Below are 24,967 nucleotides of genomic sequence, written 5' to 3'. Positions count from 1 at the left end.
CCCGCCTCGCTGCCAGCCCATCCAAGGGATGGAGGATGGCAAGTCGCTAGTTATTTAATGGCATCAGGCCTCGCTGAGCAGGCCCAGGCTCTTGCCCTTGAGCACCGCCTGGGTACGGCTGCGCACGCCCAGCTTGGCGAACAGGTTGTGCAGGTGCCATTTGATGGTCGCTTCCGACAGGTGCACCGCCTGGGCGATGTCCCGATTGGACAGGCCCGCCGCGACGAAGCGCAGGATTTCCCGCTCGCGGTGGCTCACATCCTGGTTCTCGTCGAAGGTCTCCGGGTCCACCGCCAGGCGCCGGCATTGCTCGCGCAAGGTCTCGGCGATGCCCTGCCAGGCCCCGGCCTTCTTGGGTTCGGCGGCGCGCCAGGCCTCCCAGAGCGGCAGCAGCCAGAGGGCGTCGTCCTGGAACAGGCGCCGGTAGCCGCGGTTCCAGGCTTCCTCGAGGGTGGGCAGGAACAGGGCGAAGGCCTTGTCGCTGTTACCTTTGCGCCAGTAGGCCACGGAAAGTAACAGGGACAGGCGCAGGCGCCGGTCGCGCTGGTGCTCGGCCCCCTGGCGGGCGAGGCAGGTCTCCAGCGCGCTCTGTGCCTTCTCCGGGCGTCGCTCGGCCAAAGCCAGGCGGGCGACGGACAGCGCCAGCGCCGTATGCGCATCGGCGTAGCGCGCCAGCGGCAGCGCCGCCAGGTGGCGCTCCAGTTGCAGGCACACGCGCTCGGCCTCGTTGGGCCGGCGCAGCCACAGCAGGAACTGCACCTTGCAGCCCATGCCATGAGCGAAGACACGCTCGTAACCGGGGCCCTGGAGCCCGGCCAGCCAGTCGTCCAGCTGATTGAGGGCCTGCTCGGATTCACCGGCGAAGAAACGCGCGCGGGCCATCACCAGCTGGCCCCGACTGATCAGTTCGACCGGCGTCGCCACGTCACGCCAGGTGGTGGCCAGGGGCAGCTCGGCGAGCACTGCGGCATGGCGGTCCTGTTCGTAGAGCAGGTCGGCGTAGGCCAGCACCAGCGGTCCGCCGACGCGGCTGCGACGGCCGAACACCCGCTCGACCCGGCCCCGGGCGATCTCGGCGATGGAGCGCCCGCGCTCCAGTTCACCGCTCTCCTTGCAGATCAGCGCCTCGATCAGGCTGGTCATCACGTGCAGGTATTCACTGTCGACGATGCGCAGGCAATCGCGCGCGGTGGCGATGGATTTCGCCGCATCGCCGAACTCGCCGAGCAACGCATAGGCCGCCGCCTGCACGCAGGACAGGCTGGCGCGGAACACCGGCTGGTTGTCCGGCACCATGGCCAGCCACTGGCGGGCGACCTTGAGGCAGCTCTCCAGCTTGTCCTGGTACAGCAGCACCAGCGCCTTGAGTACCTGGGAGGCCGCCAGCAGTTCGCCGAGGCCGAAGTGGATGACCTTGCCGCGCCCCTGCAACAGGCGGGTGCTGACCTCTTCGATCAGCGCCTCGGACTCGGCGAACTTCTGCTCGAAGGCCAGTTGCCAGGCGTAGAAGATCTGGAACACGGGGTGCTCGCGGATCACCTCGGCGGGCACTTCCTTGAGCATGGAGAGGATGCCGTAGACGCGGTTGCCGGCGATCAGCCGCGCGCCCTGGCGCTCCAGCAGCTCGGCGGCAAAGCCGTAGTCGCGGCCACGCAGGGCGTACTTGATGGCACGGTCCGGCAGGTCGTGGCTCTCGCACCAGCGGGCCGCGGCGTGCAACAGCGTGGCGCTGTCGGTGTGGCGCTGCAGGCGGCCCTGGAGGAACTCGGCGAACAGGTGGTGATAGCGGAACCATTCGCCCTGCTCGTCCAGCGGGATGACGAACAGCTGCTCGCGCTGCAGGCGCATCAGCATGTCCAGGCCATCGCGGCGGCCGGTCAGGGCGTTGCACAGGTCGGCGCAGAACTCGTCCAGCACCGAGGTCTGGTCGAGGAACTGCTGCAAGGCCAGGGGCAGGCTGTTGACCACGTCCTCGGCCAGGTAGTCGGCGATGTTGCGCTCGGTCCCCGAGAGGCTGGCGAGGAAGGCCGCGCGATCCGGGTGCCGCGCCAGCGCCAGGCTGGCCAGGTGCAGCGCGGTGATCCAGCCCTCGGTGCGCGCATGCAGTTGCTTGAGCTCGCTGCGGCTCAGTTCCAGCTCGCGCACTTCGCGGAAATAGGCCTCGGCCTCCTCCAGGGACAGGCGCAGGTCCTCGGCCTGGAGCATGAAGGCGTCGCCCTCGACGAACAGGCTGCGCGGGGTGAAGCGGGTCGCGCTGATCAGGTGGACGTTGCTCGGCAGGCGCTCCACCAGGTGACGGGCGCCCTGCTCCAGGCTGGCGTGGCGGATGCGATGGAAGTCGTCGAGCATCACGTAGAGCTCGCCGTCGAGACGCTGCAGGTCGCTGACGAAGGCATCGATGATCGCCTCCACCGGCCAGTTCACCTCGCCACGCAGGAGCCCGGCGGTGTTGCTGCCGAAGCCCGGGGTGACCGCCTCGACCGCGGCCACCAGGTACTGCAGCAGGCGCTGGGGCTCGCTGTCGGAATCATCGCAGGACAGCCAGGCGACCCGCGCCCCGGCGCGTTGCAGGGCTTCGCGGAACAGGCTGAGCACCGTGCTCTTGCCGAAGCCGGCGGGCGCGCTGAGCACCAGCACGCGCTGGCCGCGCGCCTCGAACAGGCGGTCGATCAGGGCTTGCCGCGCCAGGCGCGGGCGGCCACCGGAATCCGGCGGGAACAGCTTGGTGCGCAGTATCGGGAACGGCAGCGCATCGGTGGAGGGGGTGCTCATGACTCCAGCAACCCCAGTTCCCGGGCACGGCGTATCGCCTGGGTGCGATTGCGCACCTTGAGCTTCTCGTAGATGTTGTGCAGGTGCCATTTGACGGTCCCCAGGGCCAGCGAGAGCTGCTGGCCGATTTCCTCGTTGGAAAGCCCCTTGGCAGCCAGCAGGACCACCTCGCGCTCGCGATCGGTCAGCCCTTCCTCCAGCACGTCCTGTGACTTGCGTATGTCCTGACCCGGCCAGATGGCCAGCAGGCTGCGAATGAAGCCCTGCAACGCCGGCTGGCGCTCGGCGGCTTCCAGTTGCTGCAGCAGCAGGCGGATGGCGTCGCCCTCCTCGACGAAGAGGCTGCGCACATCCTCGCGCTCGGCGCTGAGCAGGCACTGCACCAGCAGGCTCTGGGCACGCTCCTGGTAACCCAGGCGCTGGTAGCTGAGGGCCGCCAGCAGGTCCAGGCGCAGGCGCTGCAGGCCATGCCAGCCGGGTTGCAGCTGGGCACGCAACTGGTTGATCTCGTGCAGAGCCTCGCTGTAGTGCCCGCGCGCCTGCTGCAGGCGCACGCGGATCAGGCCCTGGGTCCAGAGCACCGGGTTGAAGCCCCGCTTGGCGTAGTCGGCGGCGAGCTTGGCCCAGTCCACCGCCTTCAGGCGCAGCTCGGCACGCTTGATGCGGTCGGTGGCCGGCTCCTGGAGGATCAGCGTCACCTCGTCGGCCACCGCCTGGACGTAGAAGCGCCAGGACTGGTTGCGCGCGGCCAGGTTCTGCATCAGCACCAGGCTGGCGAGGGCTTCCTTGGGCTTGTCCTGCATGCGCTGGATGCGCGCGAGGAACAGCATGCCTTGGGCGTAGATATCGATGGGCTTGATCACGTCGACATGATTGAGCGCCCAGCGCAGGCGCTCTTCCAGGCCATCCAGGCGCCCCTGCTGGTAGGCGATCAGCGACTCGATGATCACCGGCAGGGCCAGCGCCCGTGATTTCTCGCCGAACAAGGGCATCAGCTGGGCGCGCATCTGCTCGTGGAGCAACTGGGCCTGCTTGACCTGGCCCTGCTCCAGGGACAGGAGGATCTCCACATTGCCCAGTTGCATGTCGAGGTAGCGGCCCTCGAGGAAGTGGTTGCGCTGCTGCGCCAGCGCCAGCAGGCGGCGCGCCTGTTCCGGCTGGGCGAGGATCACCAGCGCCAGGGCACCGATGACCAGCATGGCCACTTCGAGGAAGGCCTCGTGCTGGCCGAGCAGGCCCTCCACCTTGCGCGCCAGGTTGACGCACAAATCGAGGTCATCCTTCTGCAGGGCGATCGCGGCCTTCACCGCGAGCGCCGCCAGGTACTTGTCGCTCAACGGCGCCTGGACACCGACGCCGCCCCAGCGCGCCAAGAGCTCGTCGAGCATATGGTTGGCCTCGGGCAGGGCCAGCTCGGTGGCGCGGTTCCAGACGTCGGCGAGGATCAGCGTCGGGTAGCGCTCGGCGATGTCGTCGGGCACGAACTGGCGCCAGCGGTAGATCTGGTTCAGCTGCCCACGGTTGATCAGCTCCAGGCCGCAGCCATCCACCAGCGCTGCGAGCATCTCCGGATCTTCGGCCAGGCAGGCATGCTCGATGGCGAGGTTCTGCATGTGGTGGTTGGTGAACCACAGGCTGGCGTTGAAGTGCAGCTGGCGGAAACGCTCCGGATCCTGGGCCTGCAGACGCGCGCGGAGGAAATCGGCGAACAGGTGATGAAAACGGTACCACTGGCGTTCGCGATCCAGTGGCAGGAGGAAAAGTTGCATGGTCTCCAGCCGCTCCAGCAGCGCCTGGCCATCGTTGCGCCCGGTGAGTGCGTTGGCCAGGTCACCGCTCAACTGGCTGGCGATGCCCAGGGCCAGCAGGGCGTCCTGCAGGTCCGCCGGCAACTGCTCGAAGACGGTGGTCAGCAGGTAGTCGCCCACTGCTGCCTGGTCGCCGCCCATCGCCAGGACCTGGTCGGATGCCTGGGGCTGGTGGCGCAGCCAGAGGCTGGCGAGGTGCACGCCGATCAGCCAGCCTTCGGTCTGGCTGTGCAACGCGGCCAGGGTCGCCTCGTCCAGCTCGAGGCCGCTGCGATCCAGGTAGTGGCGGGTTTCTTCCTCGGTCAGGCGCAGCTCGTCCAGGCCGATCTCCAGCAACCAGCCCTTGGCACGCAGGGTCGCGAGGTTCATCGGCGGCAGGGAGCGGCTGCCGATGGCGAGGGTGAAATGGGCCGGGGCCATCTTCACCAGGCGACCGAGGGCGCTGAAGATTTCCGCGTCGCTGAGCAGGTGCACGTCATCCAGCACCAGCAGCAGGGGGCCTTCCAGGCTGGTCAACTCCACCAGCAGGCTCTCCAGCACCGCCGCGACCGGCACCTGCATGGTGTTCTGCAGGAAACCCGAAGCGTGCGTGCCGAGGCCGGGCGCGGCAGCACCCAGGGTCTTGATCAACTGCTGGAAGAAACGCGAGGGATTGTCGTCTTCCTTGCCCAGGGAGAACCAGGCAACGGCGGAGCCCGCCGCGCGGCGCTGTTCGGCAAGGAGCGCAAGGGCGGTGGTCTTGCCAAAGCCGGCGGGTGCCGAGAACAGCAGAAGCCGGGCATGGGGATGTGCCGCCAACACCGCCTGCACCTGCGGTCGTGGCAAATAGTCGGCAGACGCCTGGGGCGTCATCAGTTTTGAGCGCAGTAGGCTGCCGGCTGCGGGGTCGAGAACTGCATCCACGGCCTGTATCCCTGTATCTTTATCGTTGTGGGACGGGGATATGACCCCGCGGGATTTATCCATAATTATCAGAATGCATTTCCTGCGTAAACTTAAGAAACGGCTCTAGGATCGACAATTTAGGCGGTCTAGAATCCTCACTCGCGCCCTCTTTGCGTCCATCATGCCCAATAGCCTCGTACACCCCCTGCCCTACCACGAACACCCGGGACAGCGCTTCGCCCTCGTCCGCCATGCACCCGGAGCGGTGCTGCTCGACGCCGGCAGGCCCATTGCCAGTCGTGGACGCTATGACCTATTCAGCGCCTGGCCATTGGCAGAACTGGCGCCGGGACCCGACGAATCGGCCAACGACTTTATCCACCGCCTTCGCGAGGCCTTGCAGCAGTTGGGATTCGCCGAAACACCCGATGCCGTGGAACTGCCATTCACGGGCGGATTGATGGGGTATTTTTCCTATGACTTCGGCCGTCGCCTGGAAGCGCTGCCCGCCCGGGCACAGGATGACCGCCAGTTGCCCGACGCCCAGCTCGGCCTCTATGCGTGGGCCCTCGTCAGTGACCACCAGCAGCGCACCAGCCAGCTGGTATTCCATCCGAGCCTCGCGCAGAGCGAGCGCCAACGCCTGGTAGACCTGTTCAGCTGCTCGGAAAATCCCTACAACGTCGATGAATTTCGCCTTAAGAGCGCCTTTCAGGCGGATCTGACTCAGGCGGCTTACAAAAACGCGATCGAGCGGATCCAGTCCTACATCGCAGCCGGTGATTGCTACCAGGTGAATTACGCCCAGCGCTTTCAGGCGCCGTACCAGGGCGACCCCTGGAGCGCCTACCTCGCCTTGCGCGAGGCCTGTTCCACGCCCTTTTCCGCCTACCAGGCCCTGGCCGGTGGCGGCGCCATCCTCAGCCTCTCGCCGGAGCGCTTCATCAGGCTCAGCAAGGGCCAGGTGGAGACTCGCCCGATCAAGGGCACCCGCCCGCGGGGACGCACGCCGGAGGAAGACGCCGAGCAGGCTCAGGAACTGCTGGCGAGCCCGAAGGACCGGGCGGAGAACCTGATGATCGTCGACCTGCTGCGCAACGACCTGGGCCGCAGCTGCAGCACCGGCAGCGTGAAGGTGCCGGAGTTGTTCGCGCTGGAGAGCTACCCCAACGTGCACCACCTGGTCAGCGCCGTGAGCGGCACGCTCGCCGACGGCAAGGACGCGCTGGACCTGCTGGTGGGCAGCTTCCCCGGCGGCTCCATCACCGGCGCACCGAAGATCCGTGCGATGGAGATCATCGACGAGCTGGAGCCGACCCGTCGCTCCATCTACTGCGGCTCGCTTCTCTACCTCGATGTCCGCGGGGAAATGGACAGTTCCATCGCCATCCGCACCCTGCTGGTGAAGGACGGCATGGCCAGTTGCTGGGGCGGCGGCGGCATCGTTGCCGACTCGGACTGGGAAGCGGAGTACCGCGAATCCATCACCAAGGTGCAGGTGCTGTTGCGGACGCTGGAGGGGATGTAGGCAGAACGCTCACCTTGCGCCCTGCAGGCGCGGAAACGAAAAAGCCCGCTTTCGCGGGCTTTTTCATGGCTGGGCTCAGAGGCTCAGCGAGCGGTTGGAGGCCTTGAGGAACTCACGCTTGAGGTCTTCGTAGGTGTGCACGGCCGGGAACTGCGGGAACTCGCGGATCACGTTCTCTGGGGCATGGAAGAGGATGCCGGCATGGGCCTCGGAGAGCATGGTGGTGTCGTTGTACGAGTCGCCGGCGGCGATCACGCGGTAGTAGAGGCTCTTGAAGGCGATCACGGACTGGCGCTTCGGGTCCTTCTGGCGCAGTTGGTAATCCACCACGCGATCGGTCTCGTCGGTGATCAGCTTGTGGCACAGCAGGGTCGGGAAACCGAGCTGGCGCATCAGGGGCTGGGAGAATTCGTAGAAGGTGTCGGAGAGGATCACCACCTGGAAACGCTCGCGCAGCCAATCGACGAACTCGACGGCGCCCTCCAGCGGCTTGAGCGTGGCGATCACTTCCTGGATGTCGGAGAGCTTGAGGCCATGCTCGTCGAGGATGCGCAGGCGCTGCTTCATCAGCACGTCGTAGTCGGGAATATCGCGGGTGGTGGCCTTGAGCGCGTCGATTCCAGTTTTTTCGGCGAAGGCGATCCAGATTTCCGGAACCAGCACACCTTCCAGGTCGAGACAGGCGATTTCCACGAGACATTCCTCGGTATTGGTTTGTTGGGGAGGCGGCACTCTAGCTTTTCACCCGCAGCCACGCAACGCGGCACTTATATCCGGACACGGCAGTCCACCTTCCTTCTGGTTATTTAGGCGCATAAGTTGCTTTTGCTACCATCCGCGCCACAGAGCGCGTAGCGCCATTTCAACTAGGAAAACCGCCTGATGAGCCAACCTTTCGACGTCGCCGAGATTGCTGCGGCCTACGCCAGCAAGTCCCCCCAGGACATCCTCAAGCTCGCCTTCGAACACTTCGGCGATGAGCTGTGGCTGTCCTTCAGCGGCGCCGAGGATGTGGTGCTGGTGGACATGGCCTGGAAGCTGAACAGGAACGTGAAGGTGTTCAGCCTCGACACCGGCCGCCTGCACCCGGAAACCTATCGCTTCATCGAGAAAGTGCGCGAGCACTACGGCATCGCCATCGAGGTGCTTTCCCCCGATGCGACCCGGCTGGAACCCTTCGTCCGCGAGAAGGGCCTGTTCAGCTTCTACAAGGACGGTCACGAGGAGTGCTGCGGCATCCGCAAGATCGAGCCGCTGCGCCGCAAGCTGTCCACCGTGCGCGCCTGGGCCACCGGCCAGCGCCGCGACCAGAGCCCTGGCACCCGCAGCAATGTGGCGGTGGTGGAGCTGGACGGCGCCTTCTCCACGCCGGACAACCCGCTGTACAAGTTCAACCCGCTGGCGCAGATGCCCAGTGACGAAGTCTGGGCCTACATCCGCATGCTGGAGATCCCCTACAACCCGCTGCACGAGCGGGGCTTCATCAGCATCGGCTGCGAGCCCTGCACCCGCCCCGTGCTGCCCAACCAGCACGAACGCGAAGGCCGTTGGTGGTGGGAAGAGGCCACCCAGAAGGAATGCGGGCTGCATGCCGGCAACCTGATCGCGAAGCACTGAGCCGATGAAGATCACCCTGGTAAAGAAGGTCCTGGCCGACGGCCAGGACTGCGCCAAGTGCAAGGACGTGCAGCGCCTGCTAGAGCGCGGCGGCCATCTGCAACGCATCGACCGGGTGATTGTGGCCGACGAGCGCAACCCGGCCAGCGCCGGCTGGATGGTCGCCCAGCACTATGGCGTCGACACCGCGCCCTTCTTCGTGGTGCGCCAAGACGACGGCAGCGAGCAGGTCTACACCGTGTTCCACGAGTTCCTGCACCAGGTGCTCGAAGCGCAATGAAAAAGCCCGGCGGATGCCGGGCTTTTCGTTTACCGCGACCGACTCAGTAGGTCGGTAGCTCGACATCGTGGAACAGTTCGTCCAGCTCGGCCTTGTTGTGGCACTGCACCGCCTTGGCCAGCATGTCGCGGGTCAGGTGCGGGGCGAACTTCTCGATGAAGTCGCACATGAAGCCGCGCAGGAAGGTGCCGCGGCGGAAGCCGATCTTGGTCACGCTGGACTCGAACAGCTCGCTGGCATCCAGCACCACGAGATCGCTGTCCAGCTTGGGATCGACCGCCATCTTGGCGACGATACCCACGCCCAGGCCCAGGCGTACATAGGTCTTGATCACGTCGGCGTCGGCGGCGGTGAACACCACCTTCGGCGTCAGGCCGCGATGGCTGAAGGCTTCGTCCAGCTTGGAGCGGCCGGTGAAACCGAATACGTAGGTGACGATGGGGTGCTCGGCAAGGGCTTCCAGGGTCAGTTTCGGCAGCTTGGCCAGCGGGTGGCCCTGGGGCACGATCACGCAACGGTTCCAGCGGTAGCACGGCATCATCACCAGGTCGCCGAACAGCTCCAGCGCCTCGGTGGCGATGGCGAAGTCGACGGTGCCGTCGGCGGCCATCTCGGCGATCTGCATCGGCGTGCCCTGATGCATGTGCAGCGCGACGTCCGGGTACTGGCGGATGAAGCCGCTGATCACCGGCGGCAGCGCGTAGCGCGCCTGTGTGTGCGTGGTGGCGATGGACAGCGTGCCCTTCTTCTCGTTGGAGAACTCCTGGGCGATCTGCTTGATGCTCTCCACCTTGCGCAGGATCTCCCCGGCGGTGGTGATGATGCGTTCGCCAGCAGGGGTGACCCGGGTCAGGTGCTTGCCACTGCGGGCGAATACTTCCACGCCCAATTCATCCTCGAGCAGGCGGATCTGCTTGCTGATACCCGGTTGCGAGGTGTACAGACTTTGCGCGGTGGCCGACACGTTGAGGTCGTGGTGCGCCACTTCCCAGATGTAGCGCAGTTGCTGAAGCTTCATAGATATCCCTCAAAGCAAATGACGACGCATAAGGATGGTCAGCGACGTTTATAACCATATTAATGGTTTGATGGATAAAACTAGACGTTTTTTTCAGTTTTGCACGCCATTCGTCATCGTCGTCACAGCTCGCCCCGCCCACGGTGCTGAAGCATGGGCACCAGGTACACGGGCACGTCGGACAGCTGCACTAGGCGCGCCGATGTCCGCCCCAGGGGCGTATCGAGCGCAGCGCCATGGCTGTGACTGCCTACGACCAGCAAATCCACCCCGAGTTTCTGTGCCTCCTCGAGAATCACCTGCGGCGGGTCCCCCTGCACCACACGCACCGCGCGGATCATTTCCAGCTCGCTCTGCGCGTCCCCCATCTCGTCGCGGAACCCTTCCAGCACGCGCTGCTCGATGCTGGCCATGACGGTGCCCAGCCCCTTGGTCCGCAGCTCCGCAAGGCGCTCTTCGTCGAGGTAGGTCTGCAGGACGGACTCGGCGAACAGCCCGAGCGGCTCGACGGCGTGCACCACGTAGAGCTCGGCCTGGTAGACCCGGGCGAGCGAAAGGGCGTGCTGCAGCACATAGGGGGCGTAGAGACCGAGGTCGGTGGCGTAGAGAATCGAACGGATCATGAGGCCTCCTACTGCCTGGGTGGCGGGCCTCGTCTCAGCTTAGTCAGATATCAGCGGTTCGTTGCTCACACCGTGGGGAACGTGGCCGGTGGCGACCACTTCGCGGGCTTTCTCGCAATGTCCCGCCTGGTCGTCGAAGAACACGTCGGCGCCGAAGGCATCGAGGATGGAGGATTTCTCCAGCCCGCCGAGGAAGAAGGACTCGTCGAGGCGGATGTTCCATTCGCGCAGGGTGCGGATGACCCGTTCATGGGCCGGCGCCGAGCGGGCGGTGACCAGCGCCGTGCGGATCGGGCAGGCATCGGCGGGGAACTCCTGCTGCAGACTGTTGAGCGCCGAAAGGAATGGCTTGAAGGGGCCGCCGTCCAGCGGGGTCAAGGCCGCCTGGCGCTCGTAGGCCTGGAAGGCCTCGAGCCCGCCCTGCTGGTAGACCCGCTCGGAGTCGTCCGAGAACAGCACCGCGTCCCCGTCGAAGGCGATGCGCAGTTCGTTGCTGGCGGCCCGGCGCGGCCCGCCGGACAGGATGGTGGCTGCGGCGAAACCACTCTGCAGCGCCGCACGGACATCGTCCACGTGGGTGGAAAGGAACAGGTGGCAACCGAAAGCCTTGAGATAGGGCCCGGGGCTGCGGCCACCGGAAAAGGCTGCGCGGGAGATGGCCAGGCCGTGCTGCTGGATGGAGTTGAAGGCACGCAGCCCGGTATCGGCACTGTTGCGCGACACCAGGATCACCTCGACGCGTGGCTGGCCCAGTGCGCTGTTGAGGCCGAGGAGCTTCTGCACCAGGGGGAACGCATCGCCCGGGTCGAGCACCTCGTCTTCATGATCGATCTGGTACTGGCGGTAGGCCTCGATGCCTTCGGACTCATAGACCCTGTGGCTTTCGTTGAGGTCGAACAGCGCCCGCGAGGAAATCGCCAGCACCAGTTTGTCCGCCAGTCCTCCCGCCATGCCTGTCTCCTTATTCCTGGTTGCGCGCGTCGATGAAGCGCAGGGCCTGGTACATCGCGCGGATGCGCGGCAGGTCCCGGCCCGCCGCAGCGGCCGCTGCCAGGGGTGCAGCATAGATGGCTTCGAGCTCCAGCGGGCGGCGCTGGGCGAAGTCGTGGTACATGCTCGGCAGGTAGTCGGGCATGCGGTCGGTGGCCGCCAGCAATTTACCGGCGAAGCCCTCCGGAAGGCTGTGCCCGCAGGCCAGTGCACCTTCCACCACCTCCTGCATGATCGCCTGGATCAGCTCGCGGCTGTCGGCGTTGCGCATCAGCGCGGTGGTGCCCGCGTCAAGGAGCACCGAGAGGCCGTTGTAAGGCACGTTCCACACCAGCTTCTGCCAGCGCGCCTGCTCCAGGTCGGGCATCCCGGTGGAGTCCAGCCCCGCCGCACGGAACAGTCCGGCGCCCTCCTCCACCAGCGCCTGGCGTGCCGCGTCATCGCCCGCCGGGCCGGAGTGGTAGCCCAGGTTCACCGCGCCCAGGGACTGGTGTTCGATCACCCCCGGCGCCTCGCGATGGACGCAGATATAGCAGAGCCCACCCAGCAGGTGCAGCGAATCCGGCAGCAGCGGGCGCAGCGCGTCCTCGACCGCCAGCCCGTTCTGCAGCAACACCACCTTGGCGCCCGGCGCGGCGGCCCGAGCGATCAGCGGCGCGAGATCGGCGTTGCTGGTGGTCTTGGCGCCCACCAGCAGCCAGTCGCAGGGCGGCATCTCGGCCACGTCGCGATAGGCCTGCACGGGCTTGAGGGCCAGGGCGCCGTGCACCGCGCTGTTGAGTTGCAGGCCATTGGCGCGCACCGCGTCGTATTCGCTGCGCAGGAGGAAGTGCACGTCGAAGCCGGCGCGGGCCAACAAAAGGCCGTAGAAGCCGCCGATGGCACCGGTGCCGATGATGCCGATGCGTGGCTGCGAGGGTTGGGTCATCAGGGAAGCTCCTCTGCCTGGCGGGCCAGGGCGTCGTCCAGGTTGCGGTTCAGGTCCTCGCCCTGCAGCGTGCTGTGCAGGGCGCCAAGAAATTGTCCGTCCCGCACCACGAAGAGTGCGGGCAGGTGGAATACCTCGTAGCGCTGCACCAGGCCACCATTATTGCCGGCGTCTATCCAGCACAATCTGTCGACGCCCAGGGGCATCTGCGACAAGTGGCGCCGCGCCCAGCGGCAACTGGCACAACCTATGCTCGTGAATACGATGAGCGAGATACCCGGCAGGGCCAGCAGTTGCTGGTCCGCATCGAAATCAGTCAGTTCGAGTTCGCGCACTATACTGCCCTTAGCGATGCCGGAAAAATGGCACCCGGAGTCCATGAAAAATGCGTCGATTCCTGCGTCACCCCAGCGATATGCCTGTAGAGCTGGTACTGCGCAAGCACAGCTTCCTGCCGCGACAGCGGCTGCACAATATCAGTCTCGGCGGCGTTGCCTGCAACTCGATCCGAGGCTTTCGCAAGGGCACCGCGATCGAGCTGCGCATCCCCCTGTTCGGTGACGAGGCACGCTACGCCGGCATCGTCGCCTGGTGCCGCAAGCAGCCCGACGACTACCTGGTGGGCATCTGCTTCACCGATGAGGAAACGCTTTTCCGCGCCCGCATGGTCGAGCAGGTCTGCCAGATCGAGGTCTACCGCAAGCAGCGCGAGCTCGAAGCCGGCGAGGAACTGCCGATCGAGCGCATCGCGCAGGAATGGATCGCCCGTCACGCCGCCGAGTTCTCCGCAGCCAGCCTGAACTGAGCATTTTCCGCCTATTTGCCCCCTTGGTGCCATTGTCGAGCCAGCGTGTAACGCGTTAAGGTTCCGCGTCCCCGACGCGCACTCAAATGCCGTGCCCCGCAGCTCCGGGATGGCTGGCGGCCCGCACCTGTGACCTGACGACTGACCTGATGACTAGCACGATGGCTGATTTACCGATCGACGACCTCAACGTTGCCTCCAACGAGACCCTGATCACGCCGGAGCAACTGAAACGCGAGATTCCGCTCACCGACGCTGCCCTGCGCACCGTGGCCAACGGCCGTGAAGTGGTACGCAACATCCTCGATGGCAAGGATCATCGCCTGTTCGTGGTGGTCGGCCCCTGCTCGATCCACGACATCAAGGCCGCCCACGAGTACGCCGATCGCCTCAAGGGCCTGGCTGCCGAAGTGTCCGATACCCTGTTCCTGGTCATGCGCGTGTACTTCGAGAAGCCGCGCACCACCGTCGGCTGGAAAGGCCTGATCAACGACCCGTACCTGGACGACTCCTTCAAGATCCAGGACGGCCTGCATATCGGTCGCCAGCTGCTGCGCGACCTGGCCGAAAAAGGCCTGCCCACCGCCACCGAGGCGCTTGACCCGATCTCCCCGCAGTACCTGCAGGACCTGATCAGCTGGTCCGCCATCGGCGCCCGCACCACCGAATCCCAGACCCACCGCGAGATGGCTTCCGGCCTGTCCTCGGCAGTCGGTTTCAAGAACGGCACCGACGGCAGCCTGACCGTGGCGATCAACGCGCTGCAGTCGGTGTCCAGCCCGCACCGTTTCCTCGGCATCAACCAGGAAGGCGGCGTTTCCATCGTCACCACCAAGGGCAACGCCTATGGCCACGTCGTGCTGCGCGGCGGCAACGGCAAGCCCAACTACGACTCGGTGAGCGTTGCCATTTGTGAGCAGGAACTGACCAAGGCCGGCATCAAGCCGAACATCATGGTCGACTGCAGCCACGCCAACTCAAACAAGGACCCGGCCCTGCAACCGCTGGTGATGGACAACGTCGCCAACCAGATCCTCGAAGGCAATCGCTCCATCGTCGGCCTGATGGTCGAGAGCCACCTCGGCTGGGGTAGCCAGTCCATTCCCAAGGACCTGGACCAGCTCAAGTATGGCGTCTCCATCACCGACGCCTGCATCGACTGGGAAACCACCGAGAAGACCCTGCGCAGCATGCACGCCAAGCTCAAGGACGTACTGCCCAAGCGCCAGCGCGGCTGATCGACCGCACAACGAAAACGCCGGGCATCTGCCCGGCGTTTTCGTTTGAGCCCAGTTCAGCCCTTGTGGGCGTGGCGCTGGCGGCGCTCGATGTAACGCTCCACGTAGGAGCAGGAGGGAATCACCGTATAGCCCTGGTCTTCGGCAAAGCCCAGTGCGCGCTCGGTCAGCGCCGCTGCGATGCCCCGGCCACGCAGCGCGTTCGGCACGAAGGTGCGATAGATGTCCAATGTCTGTTTGCCCAGGTCCATGTAGGCAAGGTATGCACGATGACCGTCCACAGTGGTCTCGAACTGATGACCTGCCTGGTCATGGTGGATGGACAGCGCCTCGCTCATCGCAACTCCTCAGGGGGTTTTAGAACAACACCCGTACCTTATCTATCTTTTCCAGCCGAAGAAACATTTCGGCGGAGCCGGAGCCAAATTGGACACTCAGGAAAGCCTTACCGTTCTCCACCTTATGTAATACACCCTGGTAATAGGCGCCATCGAAGGTGATGAACTGCAAGCGCTTGCCCGCGTAGTCCTGCAGGCTGGATACGTTGACGAACTCGTACTGCGGCGAGGCACCGGCATCGTCGGCTTTTTCCGCTGCCACCGAGACCTTCTCGTTCACGCCCATTTCGGCGCGCTTGTCCGGGTCGACCCAGGCGAAGGCGATCGGCTGCACCGGTTGCTGGTTGACCAGCAGCGCCGGGCGCAGCATGCCGACGACATCCTTGGGCTCGAAGAACTGCAGGCCGTCCCAACTCATGCCCTCGGTCGGTGTCAGCTCGACGCGCAGCGACTGCGGGTCCTTCAGGTAGCGCGAATAGGCATCCAGCAGCGGCTGGTCGAGGGCGATCTTCTGCGAGCGCAGCACGCGGTCGAGTTGCTCCACCGCCGTCTTCAGGTAGACGTCCGTCGACTGCCCGAGTTTACCGGCGCAGTACTCCTGCACCTTGCGCTGATACTGGTTGTCGTTGAGTTCGAAGACGACGCTCGACAGGCGCGGCGGGTTGACGCGCAAATCACCCGGCTTCTCGGACATGTTCGACAGCGCCATGCTGACGCGCGTCTCGCCCATGTCACGGGTATCGGAAGTGAGATTGAACGTGAGCTTCTGCGCGCCCGGCTCGAACAGGTAGGAGAACTCGGCGTCCGTCTCGAAGGTGCGATAGCCCATGTCGAGCAGTTCGTTGGTACCGATGTGGCTGACCTTGCCACACGCCACTTCGCTCATCGCGGTGAAGATGCTGCGTTCGGTCGGCGCATCGTAAAGCTGCTGCATGAAGGGGCCGTGCACTTCCAGCATCACGCCCTTCAGGCGCATGGCCATCTGTTTCGGGAATTTGCCCTCGTCCAGGCGCTCCTTGAAGCTGAGCAGCTCGCGCAGGCCATTGAACTTCAGCTCGGCATGGGCGACCTGCACGCTGTCGCTCAGCGCAGGGACGCGGATCTTGAGGTTCTCGAGGCCGACACGGCCGTCGAAGGAGGACGTGATCCCGCCGTAGCTGATGTCCATGATCGGCGAAAGCTGCTGGATCGCATCATTCATGATCGACCTGACCGAGAGGTACAGGGAGAGTTTGATGATTAACGCGAGCGCGAGCGCTGCGAGCACCACCCACTTAAGTAGTCTTGCCATTACGCCGTCCTTGATGTCCTGGAATGCGGGAGGAAATCGGCGCAGCTTATCAGTGCGCCTGAAGGCCATCCACGGCATTTCCTACAATATGAAGAACCAGTTCACTGTAACGATTGGGAAGTTGTGTGCTTTACATCCCGCAAGCGGGCGAAGATGCAAAAGCGACCTCCTCCAATCACTTACCGACTACTTCCGCTCGACCAACCGGGCCGGGGTCGCCAGGGCACTTTCCCCACCGGCGGCTAAACTTTGAACTTCGCCTGCTCAAGGACTATCCAACTGGATGCTTTTTGCACAGATGCACCAGGACTTGCGCGAGGGAATAGAGGATCAGGTGAAAAAAAACCTGCCTCCTTGCACCGTGTCAGTTTACTTACTACAAGTTATGGGTAGTATGTACGCCGGCTAATTTCCCAAGCTCGGGGAATTGCTTTTATGGAAATGTCCACCTTAAGGGGAACACGATGAACAACGTTCTGAAATTCTCTGCTCTGGCTCTGGCAGCAGTTCTGGCCACCGGTTGCAGCAGCGTCTCCAAAGAAACCGAAGCCCGTCTGACTGCAACTGAAGATGCAGCCGCTCGCGCTCAAGCCCGTGCCGATGAAGCCTACCGCAAGGCTGACGAAGCTCTGGCCGCCGCTCAGAAAGCCCAGCAAACCGCTGACGAGGCTAACGAGCGCGCTCTGCGTATGCTGGAAAAAGCCAGCCGCAAGTAATAGCCCACAAGGCTTTTACTCGAAACCGACCCAGTTCACTGGGTCGGTTTTTTTATGCCCGCGACTCCGCCCCGGCACATTTCCATGGGCATGAAAAAGCCCGCCATCCGAGGGAAGGCGGGCTCTCGGCGAAATGCGATCAGAAGCTCGGGGCAGGTGCAGGCTCGCTGTTGGCAACAGCAGCGGAAGGCTCGGCGATCTCCACCGGCAGGCCATCCTCGGCCGCCACGACTTCACGCACCACTTCCCAGTCCAGGCGGATGCTGTTGACCAGGTCCTCACGCTTGAGGAGCGCGTTGATCACCGCGGTGTGCTTGTCCACCACCGACGGATCACCATGGTCGTTCAGCGGGGTGTGCGCCTCGATGTAGACCTTGCCGCCGCTCACGCCGAACTTGTAGGGCTCGTTGATGATCCGCACCGGGGTGCCGACCGGCGCCATCTTCGCCAACTCCAGCACGTTGTTGTTGAGCATGCGGAAGCAGCCATGGCTGACACGCATGCCGATACCGAACTTCTTGTTGGAACCGTGGATCAGGTAACCGGGCAGGCCCAGGGTGAACTTGAACGGCCCCAGCGGGTTATCCGGGCCCGGCGGCACCACGGTGGGCAGCGGGTCACCGTCGGCGGCGTGCTCTTCACGGATGGACTTGGGCGGATACCAGGCCGGGTTGGGCGTCTTGGCGGTGATCTTGGTGGTATTGATCGGAGAGCCCCAGCCCTCGCGACCGATGCCCAGCGGGAAGGTGTGCACCACGTTCTCCCCTTTCGGGAAGTAGTACATGCGGTACTCGGCCAGGTTGATCACGATGCCCTCGCGCGGGCCCGGCGGCAGGATGAAACGGGTCGGCAGGAGGATCTCGGTGCCAGTGCCCGGCAGCCAGGGATCGACGCCCGGGTTGGCGGCGACCATCTCCAGGTAGCCCAGGTCATTGGCCACGCCGATGTCGGCGAAGGTGTCTTCGTACTTGGCCTTGATCACCTGGACCTGGCCGACGATATCCTCGCCCGGGGCGGCAGGGGCAGCTCCAGTGCTGCGGCGTGACTGGCCAGCGCGAACGCGGCCAGAGACAGGGAACGGGCGACGGCGGGAACGCGCGACAACATCCGGTAATCCTTGGCAAAAGTGGCTGATTAAAAGACTCGGGATTGTACACCGGCATGCAACGCGCCGGGAGGGCTCAGCCGTCGGACCATTCGGGCCGCTGGCCGTCGCGCTGGGCGTTCAACTCGGCACGGCAGGCCGGGCACAACCTCCGGTCCTGCAACTGCGGCCTTTCCAGCTCGCACCAGCGCGGCTTCGCCGGCAGCAGGCCGCCGCAGAGAGTCCTGTCCGCATGACCACCCAGTTCGAGCTGGCGCGCGACCAGGTGCAGGCGCACCTCGCGACAGGCGAACAGGTCGAGCTGTTCGTCGGGCTCGATCAGCTTGTAGGCATGCAGGGACCAGGCGGGGCGCGGCATGAAGGACTCCAGGACGGGTGCGCAACATTAGCCGAAAGGCCAGGCCTGGAAAAGCCTCCCGGCAGGGCTCAGAGCAGCGGCTTCAGGCTCGGCCAGACGTTATCCAGCAACTTGCCCTGGGCACCCGCCGCCGGATGGATGCCATCGGCCTGCATCATACCCTCGACGCCCCCCACCCCTTCGAGGAAGAACGGCACCAGCGGCACCTGCCGGGAGGCCGCCAGGTCCTGGTAGACCCGGGCGAAGGCGTCGGTATAGCGCTTGCCATAATTGGGCGGCAGGCGCATGCCCAGCAGCAGCACCTTGGCTCCTGCCTGCTGCGACCGCTCCACCATACCGGCAAGATTATGTTGCAATTGTGCGGGGGGTTGGCCACGCAGGCCATCGTTGCCACCGAGCTCGATTATCACCAGCTCCGGCTTGTGTTCGCCGAGCAGCGCGGGCAGCCGGGAAGCACCGCCGGCACTGGTGTCGCCACTGATGGACGCGTTCACCACGCGGTGCTCGAAACCCTCCTCATCCAGGCGTTTCTGCAGCAGGGAGACCCAGCCCTGGCTGGTTTCCAGCCCCAAAGCGGCGCTGATACTATCCCCGACGACCAGCACGGTCCCCGCCGCCGCCTCCTGGGCCATCACCATCAACGCCAGGCAGCTGCCCAACAACCAAGCACGCATCGGATTCTCCATGAGCGCAAGCATTCTCAATGCGCGGAACCTTAGCAAAGTGGTTCCCAGCGCGGAAGGCGAGTTGACCATCCTCCACGACCTGGACCTGGACCTGGCCCAAGGCGACAGCCTGGCCATCGTCGGCAGCTCCGGGTCGGGCAAATCCACCCTCCTCGGCCTGCTCGCCGGGCTCGACCTGCCCAGCTCCGGCGACATCAACCTGGCGGGCCACGCCCTCGCCCGCCTCGACGAGGACCAGCGTGCCCGCGTGCGCGCCGAGCATGTCGGCTTCGTCTTCCAGTCATTCCAGTTGCTCGACAGTCTCAATGCCCTGGAGAACGTCATGCTGCCGCTGGAGCTCGAAGGCCGCGCGGATGCCCGCGACCGCGCCCGCCACCTGCTCGATCGTGTCGGCCTCGGCCAGCGCCTGGGGCACTACCCGCGCCAGCTCTCTGGGGGTGAGCAGCAGCGCGTCGCAATCGCCCGCGCCTTCGCCGCCGAACCCGACGTCCTGTTCGCCGACGAACCCACCGGCAACCTCGACAGCCACACCGGCGAGCGCATCAGCGACCTGCTGTTCCAGCTCAACCAGGAGCGCGGCACCACCCTGGTCTTGGTCACCCACGACGAGCGCCTCGCCCATCGCTGCCGCCGACTGATCCGCCTCGAGTCCGGGCGCCTGGTCGACCAGGTGGAACCCTGATGCGCCTGCCGCTCACGCGCCTGCTGGGCATGGCGGCCCGGCAGCTGCTCCGGGATGCCCGCGCGGGTGAGCTGCGCGTGCTGTTCTTCGCCCTGGTGGTCGCCGTGGCCGCCAGCAGCGCCATCGGCTATTTCGGTGCCCGGCTGAACGGCGCCATGCTCCTGCGGGCCACCGAATTCCTCGGCGCCGACCTGCTGCTCGGCGGCTCCTCCCCAGCGCTGCCGGAGCAGATCGAACCCGGCGAGCGCTTGGGCCTGCGTCATGCCCGTGCCGTCGAATTCTCCAGCGTGATCGCCGGTGACGCCGGCATCCAGCTCGCCAGCGTCAAGGCGGTGGACGAGCCCTACCCGCTGCGCGGCGAATTGAGGAGCGCACCGGCCCCCTATGCGCCCGAAGAGCCCGGTGCCGGCCCCGCACCTGGCGAAGCCTGGGCCGAGGCGCGCCTGTTCACCGCCCTGGACATCCGTCCTGGCGACACGGTCGACGTCGGCCAGAAGACCCTGCGCCTGACCCGTGTACTTACCTACGAGCCCGATCGTGCCGGGGACTTCTACAGCCTCACCCCCCGCCTGCTGATGAACCTCGCCGACCTCGACGCCACCGGCGTGGTACAGCCCGGCAGCCGGGTGCGCTACCGGGAACTGTGGAGCGGCCCGGCGGAAGCGCTGAAGAGCTACCGCGACACCCTGGAACCCACCCTGGCTGCCAACCAGCGCATCGAGGATGCCCGCGACGGCAACCGCCAGGTCGGCGGCGCCCTCAGCCGCGCCGAGCGCTACCTCAACCTCGCCAGCCTCGCCGCCGTGCTGCTGGCCGGTGTCGCCGTGGCCCTGTCGGCGGCCCGCTTCGCCGCCCGCCGCTTCGACGCCAGCGCCCTGCTGCGCTGCCTGGGCCTGTCGCGTCGCGAAGCGCTGCTGCTCTATACCCTGCAGCTGGGCCTGCTCGGCATCGCCGCCGCCTTCCTCGGCGCGCTGATCGGCTGGCTCGCCCAGCTCGGCCTGTTCCACCTGCTACGCGAACTGCTGCCGGCGGAAGTGCCATCCGGCGGCGTACTGCCCGCACTCGCCGGCATCGCCACCGGCCTCGTCGCCCTCGCCGGCTTTGCCTTGCCGCCGCTGGCCGCCCTCGGCCGCGTGCCGCCGCTGCGAGTGCTGCGTCGCGACCTCCTGCCCGTGCCACCCAGCTCCTGGCTGGTGTACGGCGCCGCCCTGCTCGCCCTCGGGCTGATCATGTGGCGCCTGAGCCTGGACCTGAAGCTCACCCTCGCCCTGCTCGGCGGCGGCCTGCTCGCCACCCTGATCCTTGGCGGCCTGATGCTCCTGGGCCTCAATGGCCTGCGTCGCCTGCTGGCCCGTGCCGCCCTGCCCTGGCGTCTCGGCCTCGGGCAGCTGCTGCGCCACCCATTGGCCGCCGCCGGGCAATCGCTGGCCTTCGGCCTGATCCTCCTGGCGATGGCGCTGATCGCGCTGCTGCGTGGCGAACTGCTCGACACCTGGCAGGACCAGTTGCCCGCCGACGCACCGAACTACTTCGTGCTCAACGTCCTGCCCGGCGAGAAGGACGCCTTCGCCGAACGCCTCGCCCAGCTCTCGCCCCACCCGGCCCCCCTGTTCCCGTGGTGCCCGGCCGCCTCACCGCCATCAACGGCGAGCCGGCGAAGGAGCATGCGAGCAAGGAATCCCAGGGCGAACGTGCCCTGCAGCGCGACCTCAGCCTCACCTGGGCCGCCGACCTGCCCAGTGGCAATCGCCTGGTGGCCGGGCAATGGTGGGACCAGGTGCCGGCCGGCGACCTGCCCGGCGTCTCGGTGGAGGCCAAGCTCGCCGGCAACCTCGGCCTGCAGCTGGGCGACCGCCTGAGCTTCAGCGTCGGTGGCATCAGCCGTGACGTGCGCATCACCAGCCTGCGCGAAGTCGACTGGGACAACTTCCAGCCGAACTTCTTCATGATCTTCGCCCCCGGCTCCCTCGCCGACCTGCCCGCCACCTACCTCACCAGCTTCTACCTACCGCCGCAGCATGACCGTGAGCTGGTGGAGCTGGCCCGTGCCTTCCCGGCGGTGACCCTGCTGGAAGTGGAAGCCATCCTCGCGCAGCTGCGCAGCATCCTCGCCCAGGTCACGGTGGCGGTGGAATTCGTCCTGCTGTTCGTGCTCGCCGCCGGCCTCGCCGTGCTCTTCGCCGGCCTGCAATCGACCCTCGACGAACGCATCCGCCAGGGCGCGCTGCTGCGGGCCCTGGGCGCCGAGCGCAGCCTGCTGCAGCGGGCTCGCCGCGCCGAGTTCGCCCTGCTCGGCGCCGCTGCCGGCCTGCTCGCCGCCCTGGGCTGCGAGCTGGTCAGCGCCCTGCTCTACACCCTGGCCTTCGACCTGCAATGGCACCCGCATCCCTGGTTGCTGCTGTTGCCGCCCCTGGGAGCGCTGCTCGTGGGTGGCGCCGGGGTGATCGGCACCCGCCGCGCGCTCAACGCCAGCCCGCTGCAGGTGCTGCGCGAAGCCTGATCGCCCGGCCCGCCTGTACAAGGCGGGCCGGGCTCTTGCTAGACTCCGGCCCCTTCCGTCGCGCACAGAGCCGCTGCCCCGAACATGAGTCGCTATCGCCCCCCACGTACCGCCGGTACCCCACTGATCACCCCCGAAGGCGAGGCCCGCCTGCGCGCCGAACTGCACGAGCTGTGGCACGTGAAGCGACCCAAGGTCACCCAGTCGGTGAGCGAGGCCGCCGCCCAGGGCGATCGCTCCGAGAACGCCGAATACACCTACGGCAAGAAGATGCTGCGGGAGATCGACAGCCGCGTGCGCTTCCTCACCAAGCGCCTGGAAAGCCTCAAGGTGGTGAGCGAACGCCCGTCCGACCCGAACAAGGTCTACTTCGGCGCCTGGGTGACCCTCGAGGACGACGACGGCGAGCAATCGCGCTACCGCATCGTCGGCCCGGACGAGCTCGACCTGAAGCAGAACCACATCAGCATCGACTCGCCGCTGGCCCGCGCCCTGGTGGGCAAGGCGCTGGACGCCGAAGTGCTGGTGCACACGCCGACCGGCGAGAAGAGCTGGTACGTGGTGGAGATCGAATACCCCTGATGCGCCTCAGCGCAGGGTGATCAGGCCCTGGCGCGAGACCCGCACCAGTTCGCGGACCATCAGCGCAACGTCTTCCCGGGCGGGCGCCTGCACCACGGCCATGTCGAAGCTGTCGGCGGCATAGCGCTGCAAGGACCCGGCATCGACGGCGAACTGGATGAGCAGGTTGCGCGGGCCGGCCCAGCGCTTCGGCCAGCCGTCGAGATAACGCAGCATGGTCGGCTGGTGGGGGCCGCTGAGAAGAACCCTGGGGTTGCGCAATACCGGGCCCGAAGTGATGGGCGCCAGGCGAATGAGCGGTTGGGGACAGGTCATGGTGTCATGTCTCCGCCTCGTTGATCCCGCTGGGCAGCGGTGAGAGGCGACACCGAACCAGCGCTTTAGCGGTATTTCGAGATGGACTCCACCTCCGCGCCCCGCAAGTAGCTGTCTTAAATCGGCGCATGGGGCGGCATCCTAGAGAAGCGCCCGCAATACTGTCAATACGACCAAGACGTCGTCCTGGAGCCTCCGCGACCATGTCCACACCTCCCTTGCGCCTGTTCTTCGCCCTGCCTTGCAGCGAGCCGCTGGCAACGAGCATAGCCCTGTGGCGCGAAGCCGCCTCCTGCGGTGGCAAAGCCGTGGCGAGGCACAACCTGCACCTGACCCTCGCCTTCCTCGGCGAGCAGCCACGAGGCTGCGTCGGCGAACTCGAAAACCTCGCCGCGAGCCTCGTCGGCGAAGCCTTCGAACTGCGTCTCGACCAGCTCCGTTGCTGGCAGAACGGCCTGTTGCACCTCGCCCCCGCACATCCGCCGCAAGCCCTGATGAGCCTCGCCGCCAGCCTCCAGGACAGATTGCGGGGCGCAGGCTTCGCGCTGGAGCGAAGGCCCTTCCACCCACACCTCACGCTCGCGCGCCACTGCACCCACCTGCCGGCCACAGCAGCCCCAACCTTCGATTGGCCTGTGAACCAGTTCACCCTCTTCGCCTCGGAAAACACCGCGTCCGGCGCGCACTACCGCGCCCTCGCGCACTGGCCACTGCTGCCTCGGGACTCAAACGAGCGTTTCACTCAGTAACAGGGAAACGCCCGCGAACATTCGGTGAACGGCTGTAAACAACGGTGAAACCTGCGACGCAGACGCCATTTCGTGCGAATCGCGGCCCTGGCATGGTTCCTGCCCCAGCCCATCCGCTGATGTACGCGCCCAGGATGGGCGCGGCGGCTTCGCAGGGAGGCACCCACTGCCTGTTCCACCATCACCGAGAGCAACCAATGAACAACAACAAGATCCTGCTCGCCCTCGCCCTTGGAGTCGGTCTCGCCGCCTCCGGCGAAGCCCTTGCCGCCACCGGCTACACGCAGACCAAGTACCCCGTGGTCCTCGCCCACGGCATGCTCGGCTTCGACAGCATCCTCGGCGTCGACTACTGGTATGGCATCCCCTCGGCCCTGCGCCGTGACGGCGCCTTGGTCTACGTGACCGAAGTGAGCCAGCTGAACACCTCCGAAGCCCGTGGCGAGGAGCTGCTGGAACAGGTCGAGGAAATCGTCGCCATCAGCGGCAAACCCAAGGTCAACCTGATCGGCCACAGCCACGGTGGCCCGACCATCCGCTATGTCGCCGGCGTGCGTCCGGACCTGGTCGCCTCCGCCACCAGCGTCGGCGGCCCGCACAAGGGTTCGGCCACCGCCGACTTCCTGCGGCAGATCCCGCCCGGCTCGGCAGGCGAGACGATCGTCGCCGGCATCGTCAACGGCCTCGGCTCGCTGATCAACTTCCTCTCCGGCAGCAGGAGCACCCTGCCGCAGAACGGCCTCGGCTCGCTGGAGTCGCTCAACAGCCAGGGCGCGGCCCGGTTCAACGCCAAGTTCCCCCAGGGCATCCCCACCAGCGCCTGCGGCGAGGGCGCCTACCAGGTCAACGGCGTGCGCTACTACTCCTGGAGCGGCACCAGCCCGCTGACCAATGTGCTCGACGTCAGCGATGCACTGCTCGGCGCCACCTCCCTCACCTTCAAGGGCGAAGCAACCGACGGCCTGGTCGGCCGCTGCAGCTCCCACCTGGGCAAGGTGGTGCGTGACAACTACCGGATGAACCACCTCGACGAGGTCAACCAGACCTTCGGCCTCACCAGCCTGTTCGAGACCGACCCGGTGACCGTCTACCGCCAGCATGCCAACCGCCTGAAGAACGACGGCCTGTAAGCCGCCCCGGCGGGGCCTGCGGG

Annotated in this window: 23 protein-coding genes and 2 pseudogenes; 11 read left to right on the top strand and 14 right to left on the bottom strand. The window is 66.0% G+C overall.

The annotated features are described in order from the left end of the window. Positions 1-63: 63 nt before the first annotated feature. Both PHLH3_RS09435 and PHLH3_RS09430 read right to left on the bottom strand, forming a co-directional pair. A complete protein-coding gene (locus tag PHLH3_RS09435) occupies positions 64-2,772 on the bottom strand; it encodes a LuxR C-terminal-related transcriptional regulator (protein ID WP_213629012.1) in 2,709 nt (902 codons plus the stop codon). Continuing rightward, complete coding sequence (locus PHLH3_RS09430; RefSeq protein ID WP_244863004.1) at positions 2,769-5,483, bottom strand: LuxR C-terminal-related transcriptional regulator; 2,715 nt, start codon at positions 5,481-5,483, stop codon at positions 2,769-2,771. The genes PHLH3_RS09435 and PHLH3_RS09430 overlap by 4 nt, the downstream gene beginning before the upstream one ends. Before the next feature lie 163 nt (positions 5,484-5,646). On the opposite strand from PHLH3_RS09430, the gene pabB reads away from it, so the two are divergent. Beyond that, the gene (gene pabB, locus PHLH3_RS09425; protein ID WP_213629010.1) at positions 5,647-6,993 is read left to right on the top strand and encodes an aminodeoxychorismate synthase component I; all 1,347 of its coding nucleotides are present in this window, start codon (positions 5,647-5,649) and stop codon (positions 6,991-6,993) included. 75 nt (positions 6,994-7,068) lie between these two features. Here the strand turns inward: pabB and thrH are convergent, their stop codons facing one another. Then, positions 7,069-7,686: a bifunctional phosphoserine phosphatase/homoserine phosphotransferase ThrH gene (gene thrH, locus PHLH3_RS09420; RefSeq protein WP_111261429.1), complete on the bottom strand. Its 618-nt coding sequence runs from the start codon at positions 7,684-7,686 to the stop codon at positions 7,069-7,071. A gap of 189 nt (positions 7,687-7,875) precedes the next feature. Here thrH and PHLH3_RS09415 point away from each other — a divergent pair, with 189 nt between their 5' ends. Together PHLH3_RS09415 and PHLH3_RS09410 are read left to right on the top strand one after the other, a co-directional pair. After that, positions 7,876-8,610 (top strand): phosphoadenylyl-sulfate reductase, encoded by a 735-nt coding sequence (locus PHLH3_RS09415; RefSeq protein WP_173173984.1) that lies wholly within the window; start codon positions 7,876-7,878, stop codon positions 8,608-8,610. A gap of 4 nt (positions 8,611-8,614) precedes the next feature. Further along, on the top strand, positions 8,615-8,890 hold the full coding sequence (locus PHLH3_RS09410) for a hypothetical protein (protein ID WP_213629009.1): 276 nt from the start codon (positions 8,615-8,617) through the stop codon (positions 8,888-8,890). A 43-nt stretch (positions 8,891-8,933) separates the two neighbouring features. Here the strand turns inward: PHLH3_RS09410 and cysB are convergent, their stop codons facing one another. The 5 genes from cysB to PHLH3_RS09385 all read right to left on the bottom strand — a co-directional run bounded on the left by cysB (position 8,934) and on the right by PHLH3_RS09385 (position 12,829). Continuing rightward, positions 8,934-9,908: an HTH-type transcriptional regulator CysB gene (gene cysB / locus PHLH3_RS09405; RefSeq protein ID WP_173173980.1), complete on the bottom strand. Its 975-nt coding sequence runs from the start codon at positions 9,906-9,908 to the stop codon at positions 8,934-8,936. Between the two features lie 122 nt (positions 9,909-10,030). Next, positions 10,031-10,531: a universal stress protein gene (locus PHLH3_RS09400; RefSeq protein ID WP_173173978.1), complete on the bottom strand. Its 501-nt coding sequence runs from the start codon at positions 10,529-10,531 to the stop codon at positions 10,031-10,033. Positions 10,532-10,570: 39 nt separating this feature from the next. Then, the gene (locus PHLH3_RS09395; RefSeq protein WP_173173976.1) at positions 10,571-11,482 is read right to left on the bottom strand and encodes a 5'-nucleotidase; all 912 of its coding nucleotides are present in this window, start codon (positions 11,480-11,482) and stop codon (positions 10,571-10,573) included. A gap of 10 nt (positions 11,483-11,492) precedes the next feature. After that, positions 11,493-12,449 (bottom strand): putative 2-dehydropantoate 2-reductase, encoded by a 957-nt coding sequence (locus PHLH3_RS09390; protein WP_213629008.1) that lies wholly within the window; start codon positions 12,447-12,449, stop codon positions 11,493-11,495. Continuing rightward, positions 12,449-12,829, bottom strand: coding sequence for a thioredoxin family protein (locus PHLH3_RS09385; RefSeq protein ID WP_213629007.1), 381 nt, complete (start codon positions 12,827-12,829; stop codon positions 12,449-12,451). The genes PHLH3_RS09390 and PHLH3_RS09385 overlap by 1 nt, the downstream gene beginning before the upstream one ends. Positions 12,830-12,834: 5 nt before the next feature. On the opposite strand from PHLH3_RS09385, the gene PHLH3_RS09380 reads away from it, so the two are divergent. Next, positions 12,835-13,254: a PilZ domain-containing protein gene (locus tag PHLH3_RS09380; protein ID WP_213629006.1), complete on the top strand. Its 420-nt coding sequence runs from the start codon at positions 12,835-12,837 to the stop codon at positions 13,252-13,254. 161 nt (positions 13,255-13,415) lie between these two features. Next, on the top strand, positions 13,416-14,492 hold the full coding sequence (locus PHLH3_RS09375) for a 3-deoxy-7-phosphoheptulonate synthase (protein WP_213629005.1): 1,077 nt from the start codon (positions 13,416-13,418) through the stop codon (positions 14,490-14,492). A 56-nt stretch (positions 14,493-14,548) separates the two neighbouring features. Here PHLH3_RS09375 and PHLH3_RS09370 read toward each other — a convergent pair whose 3' ends face one another. Further along, the gene (locus tag PHLH3_RS09370; protein WP_213629004.1) at positions 14,549-14,830 is read right to left on the bottom strand and encodes a GNAT family N-acetyltransferase; all 282 of its coding nucleotides are present in this window, start codon (positions 14,828-14,830) and stop codon (positions 14,549-14,551) included. 19 nt (positions 14,831-14,849) lie between these two features. Next, positions 14,850-16,190 (bottom strand): hypothetical protein, encoded by a 1,341-nt coding sequence (locus PHLH3_RS09365; RefSeq protein WP_337056710.1) that lies wholly within the window; start codon positions 16,188-16,190, stop codon positions 14,850-14,852. A gap of 395 nt (positions 16,191-16,585) precedes the next feature. Between PHLH3_RS09365 and oprI the strand changes: the two genes are divergently transcribed. After that, a complete protein-coding gene (gene oprI, locus PHLH3_RS09360) occupies positions 16,586-16,837 on the top strand; it encodes an outer membrane lipoprotei OprI (protein ID WP_003448337.1) in 252 nt (83 codons plus the stop codon). Between the two features lie 139 nt (positions 16,838-16,976). Here the strand turns inward: oprI and PHLH3_RS09355 are convergent. The 3 genes and pseudogenes from PHLH3_RS09355 to PHLH3_RS09345 all read right to left on the bottom strand — a co-directional run bounded on the left by PHLH3_RS09355 (position 16,977) and on the right by PHLH3_RS09345 (position 18,974). Further along, positions 16,977-17,944 (bottom strand): annotated as a pseudogene (locus PHLH3_RS09355) (L,D-transpeptidase family protein). A gap of 74 nt (positions 17,945-18,018) precedes the next feature. Then, positions 18,019-18,300: a hypothetical protein gene (locus tag PHLH3_RS09350; RefSeq protein ID WP_173173968.1), complete on the bottom strand. Its 282-nt coding sequence runs from the start codon at positions 18,298-18,300 to the stop codon at positions 18,019-18,021. A 68-nt stretch (positions 18,301-18,368) separates the two neighbouring features. Further along, positions 18,369-18,974 (bottom strand): arylesterase, encoded by a 606-nt coding sequence (locus PHLH3_RS09345; protein WP_213629003.1) that lies wholly within the window; start codon positions 18,972-18,974, stop codon positions 18,369-18,371. 10 nt (positions 18,975-18,984) lie between these two features. On the opposite strand from PHLH3_RS09345, the gene PHLH3_RS09340 reads away from it, so the two are divergent. The 3 genes and pseudogenes from PHLH3_RS09340 (at position 18,985) to greB (ending at position 22,750) form a co-directional block, all read left to right on the top strand. Beyond that, on the top strand, positions 18,985-19,668 hold the full coding sequence (locus tag PHLH3_RS09340) for an ABC transporter ATP-binding protein (RefSeq protein ID WP_213629002.1): 684 nt from the start codon (positions 18,985-18,987) through the stop codon (positions 19,666-19,668). A gap of 5 nt (positions 19,669-19,673) precedes the next feature. Beyond that, positions 19,674-22,168, top strand: a pseudogene (locus tag PHLH3_RS09335) (FtsX-like permease family protein). 84 nt (positions 22,169-22,252) lie between these two features. Next, positions 22,253-22,750 carry a transcription elongation factor GreB gene (gene greB, locus PHLH3_RS09330; protein WP_111261413.1) on the top strand — a complete coding sequence of 166 codons (498 nt, stop codon included), beginning with the start codon at positions 22,253-22,255 and terminating at the stop codon, positions 22,748-22,750. A gap of 6 nt (positions 22,751-22,756) precedes the next feature. Here the strand turns inward: greB and PHLH3_RS09325 are convergent, their stop codons facing one another. After that, positions 22,757-23,065: a class I SAM-dependent methyltransferase gene (locus PHLH3_RS09325; RefSeq protein ID WP_111261412.1), complete on the bottom strand. Its 309-nt coding sequence runs from the start codon at positions 23,063-23,065 to the stop codon at positions 22,757-22,759. A gap of 203 nt (positions 23,066-23,268) precedes the next feature. Between PHLH3_RS09325 and thpR the strand changes: the two genes are divergently transcribed. Both thpR and PHLH3_RS09315 read left to right on the top strand, forming a co-directional pair. Then, positions 23,269-23,814, top strand: a complete 546-nt coding sequence (gene thpR, locus PHLH3_RS09320; protein WP_213629001.1) for an RNA 2',3'-cyclic phosphodiesterase — start codon at positions 23,269-23,271, stop codon at positions 23,812-23,814. A gap of 197 nt (positions 23,815-24,011) precedes the next feature. Next, entirely contained in the window at positions 24,012-24,944 is a 933-nt protein-coding gene (locus PHLH3_RS09315; protein ID WP_213629000.1) for a triacylglycerol lipase, read from the top strand. Positions 24,945-24,967 lie beyond the last annotated feature (23 nt).

It is taken from the genome of Pseudomonas sp. Pc102 (assembly GCF_018408275.1).
Classification (GTDB): domain Bacteria; phylum Pseudomonadota; class Gammaproteobacteria; order Pseudomonadales; family Pseudomonadaceae; genus Metapseudomonas; species Metapseudomonas tohonis.
The sequence above is the reverse complement of the archived record's forward strand: the minus strand, read 5'-3'. Positions and strand labels throughout refer to the sequence as shown.

What these genes read in the sequence shown, in the direction of transcription:
- PHLH3_RS09435 (WP_213629012.1), bottom strand. Translation starts at nt 2,772, where the DNA reads ATGAGCACCCCCTCCACCGATGCGCTGCCGTTCCCGATACTGCGCACC.
- pabB (WP_213629010.1), top strand. Translation starts at nt 5,647, where the DNA reads ATGCCCAATAGCCTCGTACACCCCCTGCCCTACCACGAACACCCGGGA.
- PHLH3_RS09415 (WP_173173984.1), top strand. Translation starts at nt 7,876, where the DNA reads ATGAGCCAACCTTTCGACGTCGCCGAGATTGCTGCGGCCTACGCCAGC.
- PHLH3_RS09410 (WP_213629009.1), top strand. Translation starts at nt 8,615, where the DNA reads ATGAAGATCACCCTGGTAAAGAAGGTCCTGGCCGACGGCCAGGACTGC.
- cysB (WP_173173980.1), bottom strand. Translation starts at nt 9,908, where the DNA reads ATGAAGCTTCAGCAACTGCGCTACATCTGGGAAGTGGCGCACCACGAC.
- PHLH3_RS09400 (WP_173173978.1), bottom strand. Translation starts at nt 10,531, where the DNA reads ATGATCCGTTCGATTCTCTACGCCACCGACCTCGGTCTCTACGCCCCC.
- PHLH3_RS09395 (WP_173173976.1), bottom strand. Translation starts at nt 11,482, where the DNA reads ATGGCGGGAGGACTGGCGGACAAACTGGTGCTGGCGATTTCCTCGCGG.
- PHLH3_RS09390 (WP_213629008.1), bottom strand. Translation starts at nt 12,449, where the DNA reads ATGACCCAACCCTCGCAGCCACGCATCGGCATCATCGGCACCGGTGCC.
- PHLH3_RS09385 (WP_213629007.1), bottom strand. Translation starts at nt 12,829, where the DNA reads ATGGACTCCGGGTGCCATTTTTCCGGCATCGCTAAGGGCAGTATAGTG.
- PHLH3_RS09380 (WP_213629006.1), top strand. Translation starts at nt 12,835, where the DNA reads ATGCGTCGATTCCTGCGTCACCCCAGCGATATGCCTGTAGAGCTGGTA.
- PHLH3_RS09375 (WP_213629005.1), top strand. Translation starts at nt 13,416, where the DNA reads ATGGCTGATTTACCGATCGACGACCTCAACGTTGCCTCCAACGAGACC.
- PHLH3_RS09370 (WP_213629004.1), bottom strand. Translation starts at nt 14,830, where the DNA reads ATGAGCGAGGCGCTGTCCATCCACCATGACCAGGCAGGTCATCAGTTC.
- PHLH3_RS09365 (WP_337056710.1), bottom strand. Translation starts at nt 16,190, where the DNA reads ATGGCCTTCAGGCGCACTGATAAGCTGCGCCGATTTCCTCCCGCATTC.
- oprI (WP_003448337.1), top strand. Translation starts at nt 16,586, where the DNA reads ATGAACAACGTTCTGAAATTCTCTGCTCTGGCTCTGGCAGCAGTTCTG.
- PHLH3_RS09350 (WP_173173968.1), bottom strand. Translation starts at nt 18,300, where the DNA reads ATGCCGCGCCCCGCCTGGTCCCTGCATGCCTACAAGCTGATCGAGCCC.
- PHLH3_RS09345 (WP_213629003.1), bottom strand. Translation starts at nt 18,974, where the DNA reads ATGCGTGCTTGGTTGTTGGGCAGCTGCCTGGCGTTGATGGTGATGGCC.
- PHLH3_RS09340 (WP_213629002.1), top strand. Translation starts at nt 18,985, where the DNA reads ATGAGCGCAAGCATTCTCAATGCGCGGAACCTTAGCAAAGTGGTTCCC.
- greB (WP_111261413.1), top strand. Translation starts at nt 22,253, where the DNA reads ATGAGTCGCTATCGCCCCCCACGTACCGCCGGTACCCCACTGATCACC.
- PHLH3_RS09325 (WP_111261412.1), bottom strand. Translation starts at nt 23,065, where the DNA reads ATGACCTGTCCCCAACCGCTCATTCGCCTGGCGCCCATCACTTCGGGC.
- thpR (WP_213629001.1), top strand. Translation starts at nt 23,269, where the DNA reads ATGTCCACACCTCCCTTGCGCCTGTTCTTCGCCCTGCCTTGCAGCGAG.
- PHLH3_RS09315 (WP_213629000.1), top strand. Translation starts at nt 24,012, where the DNA reads ATGAACAACAACAAGATCCTGCTCGCCCTCGCCCTTGGAGTCGGTCTC.